A 13753-nucleotide genomic window follows, 5' to 3' on the forward strand; every position below is an offset into this window, starting at 1 on the left:
TACCCGCTTGTCATCAGCAGGTTTCCATCGCGGGCACCTTGAGCTCCGGTTTGAACTCGACCCTGGCGAAATGCCTGATGAGGAGCTGCTTCATGACGCCCGTACGGTAGAGGTCGGCGATCACGGCCTTGACCGCCTTGCAGGTCTTGACGTCGCCGTTCCTGATGCCGACGGCGTAGCGCTCGTTGTTGAGCTTGACGCCGAGGATCTTGTAGCGCATGTTCTCGCGGGCGGCGAACCCGGCCAGGATCAGGTCGTCGCCGGGGACCGCGTCCACTTCGCCGCTCCTGAGCCGGTCCATACAGAGGGCGTAGTTGCCGGCGCTGACGGGCTCGACCTTCACCTTGTCCTGCACCTCGCCGACGGACGGGCTGTCGGGCGCGCAGAGCTTCTTGCCCGCCAGGTCGTCGAGGGAGTCGATGCCGCTGCCCGCGCGGACGAGGACGTCGTGGTGCGCCAGGTAGTACGGCCCGGCGAACTGCGTCTCGCTGTTGTCGACCGAGTACGTGGCCACGACCAGGTCGACCTTGCCGTCGGCCAGGGCGCTGGCCCGGCTGTCCCGGCTGACCTGGACGAACTCGGGATCCTTCGCCCCTAACTCCGCGGCGATGCGCCTGGCGACCTCGACGTCGAAGCCCTCGAAGCCGCCGCCGTCCAACAGACCGACACCGGGCAGGTCGGCTTTGACGCCGATCACGATCTTGCCCGTCTGTGCCACCTTGTCGACGACTGTGGCGAACGTGCCGGTGACCTCCTGATTTGCCGTCTCCGTAGGCTCCGGCTGCTCGCCGAACGCCAGGGGCCAGCCCTTCATCGCCAGCGCGACGGCCGCCGCGGCGAGCAGGACGATGGCGGTGGCCAGCGCGATCCAGACCTTCGCGCGGCGCGACCGCGTGGGCGCGGCGGGCTCGGTCAGCTGGTACGGCACCGCCTCCGGCGGCGTCGTCACGGCCGCCTCGTTACGCGCAGGCTCGTTTCGCGCAGGCTCGTTACGCGCAGGCTCGTTACGCACGGGCTCATTGCGTGCGGGCTCATTGCGTGCGGGCTCGTTACGGGAGGGCGGCGCCGCCGGTACGGCGTCCTTCCGCGAGGGCAGATCCGTGATCGACCCCGCCGACACCCTGCTGAACGGCGTGGTGTCGTCGCTGGCCACCTGCACGCCCCGGGTGAGCACCGCCGTGGACGCCCCCACCGTGGACGGCTGGCCGAGCAGCCGCAGCAGGATCTGGTCGGCGGAGGGCCGGTCGGCCGGCGACTTGGCCAGCGCCGAGCGCACCACGCCCTGCAGCGGCTCCGGCATCATGCCGACGTCGACCTGGTGGTTGAGAATGCGGTTGAGCACCACGGCGATGGAGTTGCCCTCGAACGCCGGTTTACCGGTGGCCGCGAACGCGATGGTGGCGCCCCACGAGAACACGTCCGTATAGGGCCCCACGTCGTCACCGGCGATCTGCTCCGGCGCCATGTAGGCGGGCGTGCCGATGGCCCGGCTGGTGATCGTGCCGGTGGAGTCGATGATCCGGGCGATGCCGAAGTCCACCACGCGCGGCCCGTCGGCCGCGATCAGCACGTTGTCGGGCTTGAAGTCGCGGTGGACGATCGAGGCGTGGTGGATCGCGGTGAGCGCGGTGGCGGTGCCGATGGCCAGCCGGTCGAGCACGGTGCCGGTGAGCGGTCCGTCGGTCTCGACGATCTCCCTGAGCGGCCGGCCGTCGATGTACTCGCTCGCGATGTACGGCGTGTTGCCGTCGAGATCGGCCTCCATCACCCGGGCGGTGCAGAACGACGCCACCCGCTGCGACGCCTTGAGCTCCCTCGCGAAACGCGACCTGGCGATCGTGTCGCCGCTGAACTTCACATGCAGGAGCTTGATCGCGGCGCGCTCGCCTTTGTCGTTGACGCCCAGGTAAACGATGCCCTGACCGCCTTCTCCGACCCGTCCGGACAGCCGGAAGGACCCCAGATGGGCGGGATCGCCGGCGACCAGCGGCGAGATCTGCGGCATTCGTCATCCCCACGTGTGCTGAACCCCAACCACGCAAACTTTACGACGGTCAGCAACTTCTCAGGGATCCGTTAACCGTTCGTGACGTCACGGTTTTACTCGCCGCGTTGAGTGGCCTGCTTGTTTACGTGGGAGGGTGGGGATCATGGACCGCCCGTACGACATCGTGCTCTTCGGAGCGAGCGGCTTCACCGGCGCGCTCACCGCCGCCTACCTCGCCGGCGCCGCGGGCCCCGGCACGCGGTGGGCGCTGGCCGGGCGCGACCGCGCCAAGCTGGAGCGGCTCGGGCTCGACGTGCCGATCCTGCTCGCCGACGCCACGGATCCGGCCTCGGTGGCCGGACTCGCCCGTCAGACGCGCGTCCTGGCCACCACGGTCGGCCCCTACGTCACGTACGGCGAGCCGCTGGTGGCGGCCTGCGCCGAGGCCGGCACGCACTACCTGGACCTGACGGGCGAGCCCGAGTTCGTGGACCTGGTCTACGTCCGCTACGGCGACAGGGCGGCGAGGAGCGGCGCCAAGCTCGTGCACGCCTGCGGCTTCGACTCCATCCCGTTCGATCTGGGGGTGCTCCACACCGTCGGCCACCTGCCCGAAGGCGTCCCGCTCAGGGTGCGGGGCTTCCTGCGGGCGCGGATGAGCCCGTCGGGCGGCACCCTGGCCACCATGGCGTCCATCGTCGGCCGCGCCCGGCAGGCGGTGGAGCAGGGCACACAGCGCCGCTCCGCCGAGCCCAGGCCCGCCGGCCGCAAGGTGAGCTCCCTGCCCGGCGGCGTCCGTTACGTGGGCGGCTGGGCGCTGCCGATGCCGACCGTCGACCCGTTCATCGTCGGCTACTCCGCGCGCCTCCTCGACCGCTACGGCCCGGACTTCACCTATCGCCAGCACTACGCCGTCAGGACGCTCCCCGCGGCCCTGGCCACGGCGGCCGGCGCGGGCGCCTTCGCCGCGCTCGCCCAGCTCCCGCCCGTACGCGGCTGGATCCAGCGCCGCGTACGGCCCGGCGACGGCCCTTCGGCCGAGCAGCGGGCGAGAAACTGGTTCAAGGTCACGTTCCTGGGCGAGGGCGGCGGCGAGCGCGTGGTGACGGAGGTCGCGGGCGGCGACCCCGGCTACGGCGACACGGCGAAGATGTTCGCCGAGTCGGCCCTGTGCCTGGCCTTCGACGACCTGCCGGACCGGGCGGGCCCGCTCACGACGGCCTCGGCCATGGGACAGCCGCTCATCGACCGGCTGCGCGCGGCGGGCATCACGTTCACCACCAGGCAGGCGCCCGTCAGTAGGGCAGGCTCCACTTCGCGAACGTCTTGCGCAGATAAGGGGTCTTGAACTTCGGGTACGCCACCGTGCTCATGTCCCCGTCCGACGTGTAGCGCATGTCCGGGTTGCTCTTGAGCCAGTCCAGCCAGGCCTCCGAGCAGAACTGCTTGCAGTCGCCCTTCTTCTCCATGACCTTGATCCGCGGGATCGCCACCGGGTCGAACGCCTTGCTGAAGGGCGACGCCGAGGGCGTGTACCCCGCCAGGAACGCGCCCTGGTGGTTGTACTCCTTGCCACCGCGCATGGCCCACTCCCTCTGGCTCGGCTGGTTGCCGTACGGCAGGGCGATCGTGATCGGGTTGATGCCGGTCAGGGAGTGGATCTGCTTGGCGATCGAGCCGATCTGCTCCTCGACCTCCTTGTGCGAGCGGCCGCGCAGGTTGATGTGGTCGCGGGTGTGGTTGCCGATGTCGAAGCCGTTCTCCTTGAGCCAGCCCAGCGTCTCGGCCTGCTCCTCGCGCACGGTCTTGCCGAACATGTCACGGGTCACGTAGAACGTCGCCTTCGGGCGGAACCCGGGGTTCTTGGCGGCCACGTCCTTCAGGATCGCGACGGCCGTGTTGGGCGCGGGGACGCCCACCTCGTTGAGGGTGAGCTGCGAGGGGGACGAGTCATCAAATGTCAGGACCACGGGGTGCTTGCCGGCCGGGATGTCGATCTTTCCGGTCACCATCTCGGCGGCCGAGATCGGCACGTACCCCTCGCGGACCAGCCGCTCCAGGTCCGCGCGGAACTGCTGCGGCGTCCTGTCGTCCGTCGTGGACGGCTTGTCGATGACCCGGTGGAACATGAGCACGGGGATCTGCCCCAGCTCGTTCGCCTTGACCTTGGCGGCGAACTGCGCCTTGGCGACCTTGGCCGCCGCAGCCTTGGCCGCGGCGTTGACCTTGCTGTCGGCCATCTTGACGGTTGTGGGCTGCGAGTCGCACCCGGTCAGGCTCGCCGCGGCGGCCAGCAGGCCCAGTCCACTGAGAATACGCAGTCGCATCCGAACCCCCCGAGACACGTACGACTGTTGCTGAGGGGGCTCTTACCCAGCTGATCAACTACGGCACGCCGCGCCACCGTCAAGAGATGGTCTGGGAACCACGCAGGTCAGGGAGGGGGTTACGGGCCAGGACTAGTTTGGTGGTCTTCGCGGCATATGCGGTCGGGGCGTCGTCCCAGTCGGCGGTCAGGGTGGTGACGCGCTCGGCGGGGAAGCCGGTGCGGTGGACGAAGTCGAGCAGGTCCGGGAGGTTCGCGCGGGCGTGCGAGACGCCGACGCGGAGGGTGGCGTCGGTGGCGTACATGCGCATGAGGGGCAGCCGGGTGCCGGTGGCCAGGTAGTAGCCGACCGCGGTGCAGACCCCGCCGGGCGCCAGCGAGCGCAGCGCCGTCCGGAGCCCGCCGGCCCGTGAGGTCGCCTCCACGACGATGTCGTACGCCCGGCGCGGCCGGCTGCCGGCGTGGGCCCGCGCGCCGAAGGACTCGGCGATGCGCGTCGCGCGGGATCGTCGTCGAAGTAGTCGACGAGCTCCGCGCCGAGGGCGACGGCCAGCCCCGCGGCGTACAGGCCGATGCTCTTGGCGCCGCCGCCCAAGATCAGCACCGTGCCGCCGTCCCGGGCCAAGGGCGCGACCGCCCGCCAGGCGTCGGCGAGGTTGTCACTGGCCGCCGCGACGCGTGCGGCGGGGATGCCGTCGGGCACCGGGACGAGCAGGTGGTCGGCGAACGGGACGCGGATCCGATCGGCGATCATGCCGCCCCAAGGGCCGCTGGCCGGCCCGAACCCGAACGCCGCCAGCACATCGTCCCCGACGCAGGTGGCGCATTTGGAGGTCAGGCCGCGCAGGCACGCGGGGCACGAGCCACAGGAGACCGCCCACGGAACGACCACCGCCTGCCCGACGCGCACCCGGCTGACCTGCGGCCCGACGGCCGTGACCTGGGCGACGCATTCGTGCCCGATCGCGAACGGTCCCCGGAAGGGGACCCTCCCGCAGATGCGGCCGACGACCGGGTCGATGAGGCCGAGCGCCATGCCCGCCTCTCCCGCATCGTCAACCCCGAACCCGTCAACCCCGCCATCCCCGCCGAACTCGTCGTCGACCACTCCATCATCGCCGACGTCTTCGGCCGCCCCGACGCCCTCGCGCGCAACGCCGAGCTGGAGTACGAGCGCTACCGCTTCCTGCGCTGGGGGCAGGCGTCACTGCGCGGCTTCACCGTGGTGCCGCCGGGCAAGGGCATCATGCATCAGATCAACGTGGAACACCTGGCCCGCGTGGTGATGCGCCCGGACGAGCTCGGCCTCACCGGCCGGGAAACCACCGCCATCACCGGCCTCACCGCACTCGCCGGAGCGTCTTACATCCCGCCCACCCTGACCGTCACCGCCGACAACATCACCTTCCAGGCCCGCCTCCGCCTCGACACCCCTCGCGAGGCCGACTACTACCGGCACGGCGGGATCATGCCCTACGTCCTGCGCGGCCTGCTCGCGGAGCCGGCCGGCTGACATGCGAAACGGCCCCTACCCTTGCGGCGTAACCGCAGGTAGAGGCCGTTTTCGGCGTTCAGGCGGACATCTTCTTCTTGAGGTTCTCGTCCAGCGCCGCCAGGAAGTCCTGGGTGGTGAGCCACTTGGCGTCGCCGCCGACCAGGAGCGCCAGGTCCTTGGTCATCTGGCCGCCCTCGACGGTCTCGATGCAGACCTCCTCCAGCTTGTTCGCGAATTCGGTCACGGCGGGGGTGTTGTCGAGCTTGCCGCGGTGGGCAAGGCCGCGCGTCCACGCGAAGATCGAGGCGATCGGGTTGGTGGAGGTGGGGTTGCCCTTCTGGTGCTCGCGGTAGTGGCGGGTCACGGTGCCGTGCGCGGCCTCGGCCTCGACGGTCTGGCCGTCGGGGGTCATCAGGACCGAGGTCATCAGGCCGAGCGAGCCGAAGCCCTGGGCCACCGTGTCGGACTGCACGTCGCCGTCGTAGTTCTTCGCGGCCCAGACGTAGCCGCCCTCCCACTTCAGCGCCGCGGCGACCATGTCGTCGATGAGGCGGTGCTCGTAGGTGAGACCGGCCTTCTCGAAGTCGGCCTTGAACTCGGTCTCGAAGACCTCGGCGAAGATGTCCTTGAAGCGGCCGTCGTACGCCTTGAGGATCGTGTTCTTCGTGGAGAGGTAGACCGGGTAGTTGCGGGCCAGGCCGTAGCGCATCGAGGCGCGGGCGAAGTCGCGGATCGACTCGTCCAGGTTGTACATCGCCATCGCGATGCCGCTGCCGGGGAAGTCGTACACGTCGAGCTCGATCGGCTCGGAGCCGTCCTTCGGCGTGAACGTCAGGGTCAGCGTGCCCTCGCCCGGGATCTTCAGGTCGGTGGCGCGGTACTGGTCGCCGAACGCGTGACGGCCGACGACGATCGGCTTGGTCCAGCCCGGCACGAGGCGCGGCACGTTGGACATGATGATCGGCTCGCGGAAGATCACGCCGCCGAGGATGTTGCGGATGGTCCCGTTGGGGGACTTCCACATCTTCTTGAGACCGAACTCCTCGACCCGCGCCTCGTCCGGGGTGATGGTGGCGCATTTCACACCGACGCCGTACTTCTTGATGGCATTGGCGGCGTCGATGGTGACCTGGTCGTCCGTCGCGTCCCGGTGCTCGATGCCGAGGTCGTAGTACTTCAGGTCGACGTCGAGGTAGGGAAGGATCAGCTGGTCCTTGATGAACTGCCAGATGATCCGGGTCATCTCGTCGCCGTCAAGCTCGACGACCGGACCCTCCACCTTGATCTTGGGCATGCGAATGGTTCCCCTTCAATGAATCGATGCGTTGAGGCTATCGGACCGTCCGGTCAACGGGCGAAAAGGGACAGGATCAGCGCCTTGAGCTCGTTGTTGTAAAGCAAGAGTGAGGTCAGGACCAACACGAACCCGAACCCGGCAAGGGTGGTGACATCGATCCTCTTGCTGCGTACCGACAGCGGCCCGCCGTAGCCGGCGAAGCGGAGAGCGGCGGCCGTCATGATCACGCCGCCCAGCACGAACCCGCCCCAGTGCAGGTCCACGAGAAGGATCACGAGCACGCCGACGACCGCACCCGCCAATATCAGCGGGTACGGTCCCCAGCTCTCGCGCTCAGTCCGATGATCGCTCAACGCTCACACTCAACGCTCTCGTTCATCGCTCGTCGATCGGCTTCCACTTCTGGTCGGTCTCTCCGATGTACTCACTGTCGGGCCGGATCAGCCTGTTGTCCGCGTGCTGCTCGATGACGTGCGCCGTCCAGCCGGACATCCGGCTGACCGAGAAGACCGGCGTGAACAGGTCGGTCGGGATGCCGAGATAGTGGTAGACCGAAGCCGCGTAGAAGTCGACGTTCGGATAGAGGCCCTTGGTCTCGAAGACGACCTCCTCCATTTCCTTGGACATCCGATAGTAGGTGTCGTCGCCGCTCGCCTCAGCCAGTTCGGCGGACATCCTGCGCAGGTGGGTGGCGCGCGGGTCCTCGGTCTTGTAGACGCGGTGGCCGAAGCCCATGATCTTCTCGTGGGCGGCGAGCTTGTCGCGTACGGTCTGGGCCACCTGGCCGGGCGGGATCGACTCCAGCGTCTTCATGACCTGCTCGTTGGCGCCGCCGTGCAGCGGGCCCTTGAGGGTGCCGATGGCCGCGACGATCGCGGAGTGCATGTCGGAGAGGGTCGCGGCACAGACTCGGGCGGCGAACGTGGAGGCGTTCATGGTGTGGTCGGCGTGGAGCACCAGGCACTCGTCGAAGATCTCGACCTCACGGGGGTCGGGAACGCGGCCGGTGATCTCGTGCAGGAAGTTCGCGGCGATGCTCAGGGACGGGTCCGGCTCGGGGACGCTGCCGCCGGTGCGGGCGGCGTGGTAGCGGGCCACCAGGAGGGGTTGCTGCGCGGTCAGCCGGGCCGCCTTGCGCAGGTTGGCGTCGGGGGCGATGGAGTCCTTGTCGGGGTCGTCCGCGCCGGCGAGCGACACCAGCGAGCGCAGCGCCTCCATCGGTTTCTGCTTCTCGGCGATCTCGGCGATGTTCGCGGAGACGAGGGCGCCCAGCTCGCGGCCCTGCGCCAGCTCCTCGCCGTAGGCGTCGAGCTCGGACCGGGTGGGCAGCTTGCCACGCTGGAGCAGGTGTGCGGTCTCCTCGAACGTCGCACGGCCGGCCAGCTCGTGGATGTCGTATCCACGGTAGAAGAGCCGGCCGGCCTTTCCGTCAATGTCGCTCAGCGCGGTGGACGCCGCTACGACATCGGCCAGACCTTTCGTGGGCTTGTCCGCCATGAGTGTTTCCTCCGCTTATCTTCGTCCGAAGTCTACCCGTGAGCAGGCAAAACCGTCCGCAAAGGTCCAGACCAATTTCACGCCGGATTCTCCTTTCAGCAAAGGCGATTCCGCATCCCCTCGTTTGGGTAAGCCGGAGCTGTAGTAATAGTTACGGCGGGCTACCTGGGGAGGAACTGCCGTGCCCAGGAGGAGGCGTGCCGTTCATACGCTGCCTCACAAGGGGAGGAACCGCCAGTGGAGGGGCCGTTCATACGCATCGAGGACACTGGCGAGGTGGTCCCGTTGCGCCCCGAGATCACGACGGTCGGGAGGGGCCGGGGAGTCGACATCCGGCTCACCGATCCCAGCGTGTCCCGGCTCCATGCCGAGTTCGTCAGACGAGGACCCTACCTGTACGTCGTCGACCTGGGCCTGTCCAGGAACGGCACGCGGGTGAACGGCAGGCCGATCGCCCGGAGGGTCCTTGACGACGGCGACGTCGTCTCGTTCGGCGCGGCGCGGGGTCGCATCGGTGGAGTCCCCCGTGAGGACTTCACCCCTGAGGTCGAGCTGCGCAGGGCGGCAGCGCCCGAGCTGACCAGGCGCGAGGTCGACGTGCTCACCTCGCTCTGCAGGCCGGCGCTGTCGGACGAGGCGTTCGTCGCCCCGGCGACGGCACGCGAGATCGCCGACGACCTGGTCGTGACCGAGGCCGCGGTCAAGCAGCATCTGCTGCGGCTCTACCAGAAGTTCAGGATCCCCGAGGGCACCAACCGGCGCACCCGCCTCGCCAACGAGGTCGTCGCGCTCGGTCTGGTCCGCCCGACCCCCGTGGTGCCACCACAGCGGTCATCGGGCACCTCGACCGAGCAGCCATCGGCGGCTGGGCGAAGGGCATCTTGAGGACGGGCTTCTTCAGGGACGGTTCTTAGGGACCGGGTCGCGACCGGGGCTTCGGCGAGGGGTTCCGGCAGCGTCGGGACCCCTGGTGCAACCGTGCCCGCGCGGAGGTCACGGGCGGCGGGCAGTCGCCGGCCGGGAACACCGGCCGGCGACGCGAGCAGGCGCAGCGCGCTCTCAGATCAACGCGCAGCGCGCCGCCCTCAGATCAAGGCGCAGCGCGCCCTCAGATCAACGCGCAGCGCGCTCTCGGATCACGCAGCGCGCCCTCAGATCACCCTGAAGCCGTTGCTCGGCTTGCTGGTCCGGTTGGCCCGGTCCACCGCCACCACGTAGTAGTGGTCGCCGCGCTTTCCGTCCGGGTCCGTCCAGCGGACCTGGCGGTCGCCGGGCACGATCGCGACGAGGTTGCGCGCGTCGGCGAACGCCTCCGGGGAGGCGTGCCCGTCGAAGCGGAAGATCGCGAAGAGGAACGGTTCCTTCCTGCCGGTGGCCACGGCGCGCACCTCGACCCCGCCGGAGCGGCGCAGCGCGTACGCCAGCACGGGCCGGTGCGGCGGCTCGCCGTCCGCCAGCCTGTGCAGCACGGGGGCGAGCGCCGGCCGCTGGTAGTGGTCGTTGACGGCGGTCGTGATGGAGCCGATCCTGTCGACCTTGACGTCGTTGGCGTTGTACCAGATGTCGCCGCCGACCTCGGGGTGCTCCCGGTTGAGGGTCAGATGGCGGGACAGCTCGCCGGGGGCCTGCCACTGGGCCGCCTGCGCCGGGTCGCCCGCCTTGTAGGCGGCCTGGCCGATCCAGAGCTGGGTGTTCGTGCCGCTGGCCACGTCCGACCACCAGGGGACGAGCTTGGCGTAGTCGGCCGGCGGCTGCCCGATGTACCAGTAGAGCTGCGGCGCGATGTAATCGAGCCAGCCCTTCTTGACCCAGCCGCGGGTGTCGGCGTGCAGGCCGTCGTACGACTGGCCGCCGCTGGTCTCGGAGCCGAGCGGGTCGCTGGCCTTGTTGCGCCAGATGCCCGACGGGCTGATGCCCCACGCGATGTCCGGCTTGGCCGCAAGGACCCGCTGCTGCATCTCCTGGACCATGAGGTCGACGTTGTTGCGCCGCCAGGAGGCCAGGTCGGGGAAGCCGGCGCCGTACTTGGCGAACGCGGCGCTGTCGTCGAAGGCCGTGGTGTTGGTGGGGTAGAAGTAGTCGTCGAAGTGCAGGCCGTCGATGTCGTAGCGGGTGACCGCGTCCATCATCGCGTCCTGGCAGAACTTGCGCACCTCCGGCAGGCCCGGGTTGTAGTAGAGCTTGCCGCCGAACGGCAGGATCCAGTCGGGGTGCTTGCGGCCGGGGTGGTCGGGGTGGAGCTTGGCGGGGTCGGGCTGCATCGAGACGCGGTACGGGTTGAACCAGGCGTGGAAGGCCAGGCCGCGCTTGTGCGTCTCCTCCACGGCGAACCCGAGCGGGTCGTAGCCGGGGTCCTGGCCCTGGGTGCCGGTCAGGTACTGTGACCAGGGCTCGAACGGCGACGGCCAGAACGCGTCCGCGGTCGGCCTGATCTGCACGAACACCGAGTTGAGCTTGCGCTGCTGAGCCACGTCCAGCCAGGCGAGATACTCGGCTTTCTGCTGCTCCGCGGTCAGCCCAGGCTTCGAGGGCCAGTTGATGTTGACCACGGAGGCGATCCACATGCCGCGCATCTGGTGCAGCGGCGGAACGTAGTCCGCCGCTTCTGCTAACGCGGGCAGCGGTACGGCGACGGAGGCGGCGGCGAGGGCGAGACCCTTGAGGAGAGTCCTTCTGCTGGGCATTGGGGGGTGGCCTCTCGAAAGTGGTTGTATCGAAGGCGACGATGACAGAAAATTACCTTCAGATCAACAACCGTGAAGGAAAATGCCGATGAGCGGTGACCTGTCCAGACTGGCGATGACCGTGCTTCATCCAGGGTACGAGGGGATCTCCGCTCCCGACTGGCTGCGGCGCGCCCTGGGCGAGGGTCTGGGCGGGGTCGTCCTGTTCGCGCGCAACGCCATCGACGCACAGCTCGTACGGCATCTGCGCGCCGAGAACCCGGCGGCCGTCATCGCCATCGACGAGGAGGGCGGCGCGGTCACCCGCCTGGAGGTCGAGAACGGCAGCTCCTTTCCCGGCAACAGGGCGCTGGGCGTGGTGGACGACGTGGCACTCACCGAGCGGGTGGGCCGCCAGATCGGCAGGATGCTGGCGGAGCTGGACATCACGCTCGACTACGCGCCCGACGCCGACGTGAACTCCAACCCGGCCAACCCGGTCATCGGCGTCCGGTCGTTCGGGCCCTCCCCCGAGCTGGTCTCCCGCCACACGATCGCGTACGTGAACGGCGTGCAGGGCGCGGGCGTGGCCGCGTGCGCCAAGCACTTCCCCGGCCACGGCGACACGGTCACCGACTCCCACCTGGCGCTGCCGACCGTGCACGCCTCCCGCGAGGTGCTCTTCTCACGCGACCTCCCGCCGTTCCGGGCCGCGATCGACGCCGGGGTGCGCGCGGTCATGTCGGGCCACCTGCTCATTCCCGCTCTCGATCCGTCGATGCCGGCGACGCTGAGCCGTACCGCGATGACCGAGCTCCTCAGGGGCGAGCTCGGCTTCGACGGGATGCTCGTCACCGACTCGATCGACATGCAGGCGGTGGCCGCCATGTTCGGCCCCGGCGAGATCGCGGTGCGAGCGCTGAACGCGGGCGTGGACGCCATCTGCGTGGGGCAGGGCACCGAGGAGATCGTGTACGAGATGCGCGACGCGATCGTCGCCGCCGTGCGCTCCGGGGAGCTGCCGGAGGAGCGGCTCGCCGAAGCGGCCGCGCGGGTGCTGGCGCTCTCCGAGTGGTACGGCGCGCAGGCGGCGCTGCGCGACAAGGCCAGGGGCGACGTGGACGAGAGCGTGGGCCTGGCGGCGGCCAGGGCGGCGCTGACCACCTCGGGCACCGCCACCCTGGACCGGGCGCCGCTGGTGGTCGAGGTCAACACCCGCTTCAACAAGGCCGTCGACCCCGCCACGCCGACCGGCATCACGGCGGCGCTCACCGCCCTGCTGCCCAACACGGCACGCCTGCAGCTGGACGCCTCGGGAGAGCTGCCGGATCTCGCGAGCGACGAACGGCCGGTCGTGCTGGTGGTGCACGACGCCGCCCGGCACGACTGGGTGCGCTCGACGGTGACCAGGGCCCTGGCGATGCGGCCCGACGCGATCGTGGTGGACACGGGCGTGCCCGCGCCCCCCGGTGCGGCCGTGCACGTGGCCACGCACGGGATCTCCCGCGTGTCCGCGCAGGCCGCGGCCGAATGGCTGACTCAGTGAGCGCCGAATCCGCCAACCCGGTCGCCGCCGTACGCGCCGTGCTGCCGTCGCTCACGCCGGCGGCGCAGGGCATCGCCCGCATCATCCTGGACGATCCCGGGCTGGTGGTGCGGAGCACGATCACCGAGTTCAGCGCGGTCTCCGGGACGAGCGAGGCCACCATCGTCCGGACCGCCCGCGCGCTGGGCTTCTCGGGGTACTCGCAGATGCGCTTCGCGCTGGCGGCGGCCGTGGCCAAGGAGCCGGAGCGGCTCGTGCCCGGCGACCTCGCGCCCGACGACCCGCTGACGGACGTGATCGCCAAAGTCGCCCGGGCCGAGTCCGAGGCGCTGGCCGACACCGCGGCGCAGCTCGACCCCGATCAGCTGGGCGAGGTGGTCAAGGCGATCTCGCTGGCGCGGCGGGTGGACGTGTACGGGGTCGCGGCCTCGGGGCTGGTGGCGGCGGACATGTCACAGAAGCTGCTGCGGATCGGGCTGTCCAGCCATCCGTTCAGCGATGCGCACCTGGCTCTGACCAGCGCCGCGCTGCTCCGGGAAGGGGACGTGGCCGTCGCGATCAGCTGCACCGGGGAGACGCCTGACGTGCTGGTCCCGGCCCGGACGGCCGCCGAGACGGGGGCGTTGATCGTGGCGATCACCAACAACCCGCGCTCCTCGCTGGCCGAGCTGGCGGACCACACGCTGGTGTCGGCGGGCCGGGAGACGGCCTTCCGGCCGGGGGCGCTGGCCAGCCGGATCAGCCAGCTGCTGATCGTGGACTGCATTTTCGTGGGGCTGGCGCAGCGGACGTACGACTCGGCCGACGCCGCCATCCGCGCGACCCGCGAAGCCACGGAGCGCTATCGCAACCGCTAATGGGAGCTACCGGGTCGGCTGATCGGGCAGACTCGGTGCCTGGTAGCCGCTGGTGAGTGAGCACTTCCAACCGCTGGACCGATTT

11 protein-coding genes and 2 pseudogenes are annotated in these 13753 nt (G+C 69.7%); 5 read left to right on the forward strand and 8 right to left on the reverse strand.

Annotated elements, in window-relative coordinates; genetic code table 11:
• Positions 1-13: 13 nt before the first annotated feature.
• Positions 14-2005 (reverse strand): transporter substrate-binding domain-containing protein, encoded by a 1992-nt coding sequence (locus AB0H84_RS44490; RefSeq protein ID WP_357618599.1) that lies wholly within the window; start codon positions 2003-2005, stop codon positions 14-16.
• A gap of 145 nt (positions 2006-2150) precedes the next feature.
• Between AB0H84_RS44490 and AB0H84_RS44495 the strand changes: the two genes are divergently transcribed.
• Positions 2151-3335 carry a saccharopine dehydrogenase NADP-binding domain-containing protein gene (locus AB0H84_RS44495; protein ID WP_357618602.1) on the forward strand — a complete coding sequence of 395 codons (1185 nt, stop codon included), beginning with the start codon at positions 2151-2153 and terminating at the stop codon, positions 3333-3335.
• Here the strand turns inward: AB0H84_RS44495 and AB0H84_RS44500 are convergent.
• The 3 genes and pseudogenes from AB0H84_RS44500 to AB0H84_RS44510 form a co-directional block, all read right to left on the reverse strand.
• Positions 3283-4314, reverse strand: a complete 1032-nt coding sequence (locus AB0H84_RS44500) for a polysaccharide deacetylase family protein (RefSeq protein ID WP_357618605.1) — start codon at positions 4312-4314, stop codon at positions 3283-3285. The genes AB0H84_RS44495 and AB0H84_RS44500 overlap by 53 nt on opposite strands.
• Positions 4315-4393: 79 nt before the next feature.
• Positions 4394-4738: a hypothetical protein gene (locus tag AB0H84_RS44505; RefSeq protein WP_357618628.1), complete on the reverse strand. Its 345-nt coding sequence runs from the start codon at positions 4736-4738 to the stop codon at positions 4394-4396.
• A 350-nt stretch (positions 4739-5088) separates the two neighbouring features.
• A pseudogene (locus tag AB0H84_RS44510) lies at positions 5089-5349 on the reverse strand (alcohol dehydrogenase catalytic domain-containing protein); the annotation flags it as partial.
• 21 nt (positions 5350-5370) lie between these two features.
• On the opposite strand from AB0H84_RS44510, the pseudogene AB0H84_RS44515 reads away from it, so the two are divergent.
• A pseudogene (locus tag AB0H84_RS44515) lies at positions 5371-5826 on the forward strand (aconitase family protein); the annotation flags it as partial.
• 58 nt (positions 5827-5884) lie between these two features.
• On the opposite strand, the gene AB0H84_RS44520 reads toward AB0H84_RS44515, so the two are convergent.
• Genes AB0H84_RS44520 through AB0H84_RS44530 form a run of 3 tightly spaced genes read right to left on the reverse strand, consistent with a single transcriptional unit; the run spans position 5885 to position 8602 of the window.
• Positions 5885-7102 carry an NADP-dependent isocitrate dehydrogenase gene (locus AB0H84_RS44520; RefSeq protein WP_357618608.1) on the reverse strand — a complete coding sequence of 406 codons (1218 nt, stop codon included), beginning with the start codon at positions 7100-7102 and terminating at the stop codon, positions 5885-5887.
• A 53-nt stretch (positions 7103-7155) separates the two neighbouring features.
• Entirely contained in the window at positions 7156-7458 is a 303-nt protein-coding gene (locus AB0H84_RS44525; RefSeq protein ID WP_357618610.1) for a DUF3017 domain-containing protein, read from the reverse strand.
• 22 nt (positions 7459-7480) lie between these two features.
• Positions 7481-8602, reverse strand: a complete 1122-nt coding sequence (locus AB0H84_RS44530; RefSeq protein WP_357618613.1) for a citrate/2-methylcitrate synthase — start codon at positions 8600-8602, stop codon at positions 7481-7483.
• A gap of 237 nt (positions 8603-8839) precedes the next feature.
• Here AB0H84_RS44530 and AB0H84_RS44535 point away from each other — a divergent pair, with 237 nt between their 5' ends.
• Complete coding sequence (locus AB0H84_RS44535) at positions 8840-9487, forward strand: FHA domain-containing protein (RefSeq protein WP_344997321.1); 648 nt, start codon at positions 8840-8842, stop codon at positions 9485-9487.
• Positions 9488-9753: 266 nt separating this feature from the next.
• Here AB0H84_RS44535 and AB0H84_RS44540 read toward each other — a convergent pair whose 3' ends face one another.
• A complete protein-coding gene (locus AB0H84_RS44540) occupies positions 9754-11286 on the reverse strand; it encodes a family 10 glycosylhydrolase (RefSeq protein ID WP_357618616.1) in 1533 nt (510 codons plus the stop codon).
• Between the two features lie 88 nt (positions 11287-11374).
• Between AB0H84_RS44540 and AB0H84_RS44545 the strand changes: the two genes are divergently transcribed.
• Entirely contained in the window at positions 11375-12811 is a 1437-nt protein-coding gene (locus AB0H84_RS44545; RefSeq protein WP_357618619.1) for a glycoside hydrolase family 3 protein, read from the forward strand.
• On the forward strand, positions 12808-13668 hold the full coding sequence (locus tag AB0H84_RS44550) for a MurR/RpiR family transcriptional regulator (protein ID WP_357618622.1): 861 nt from the start codon (positions 12808-12810) through the stop codon (positions 13666-13668). The genes AB0H84_RS44545 and AB0H84_RS44550 overlap by 4 nt, the downstream gene beginning before the upstream one ends.
• Positions 13669-13753: the final 85 nt, after the last annotated feature.

The organism is Nonomuraea sp. NPDC050786 (assembly GCF_040654115.1).
Lineage (GTDB): Bacteria > Actinomycetota > Actinomycetes > Streptosporangiales > Streptosporangiaceae > Nonomuraea.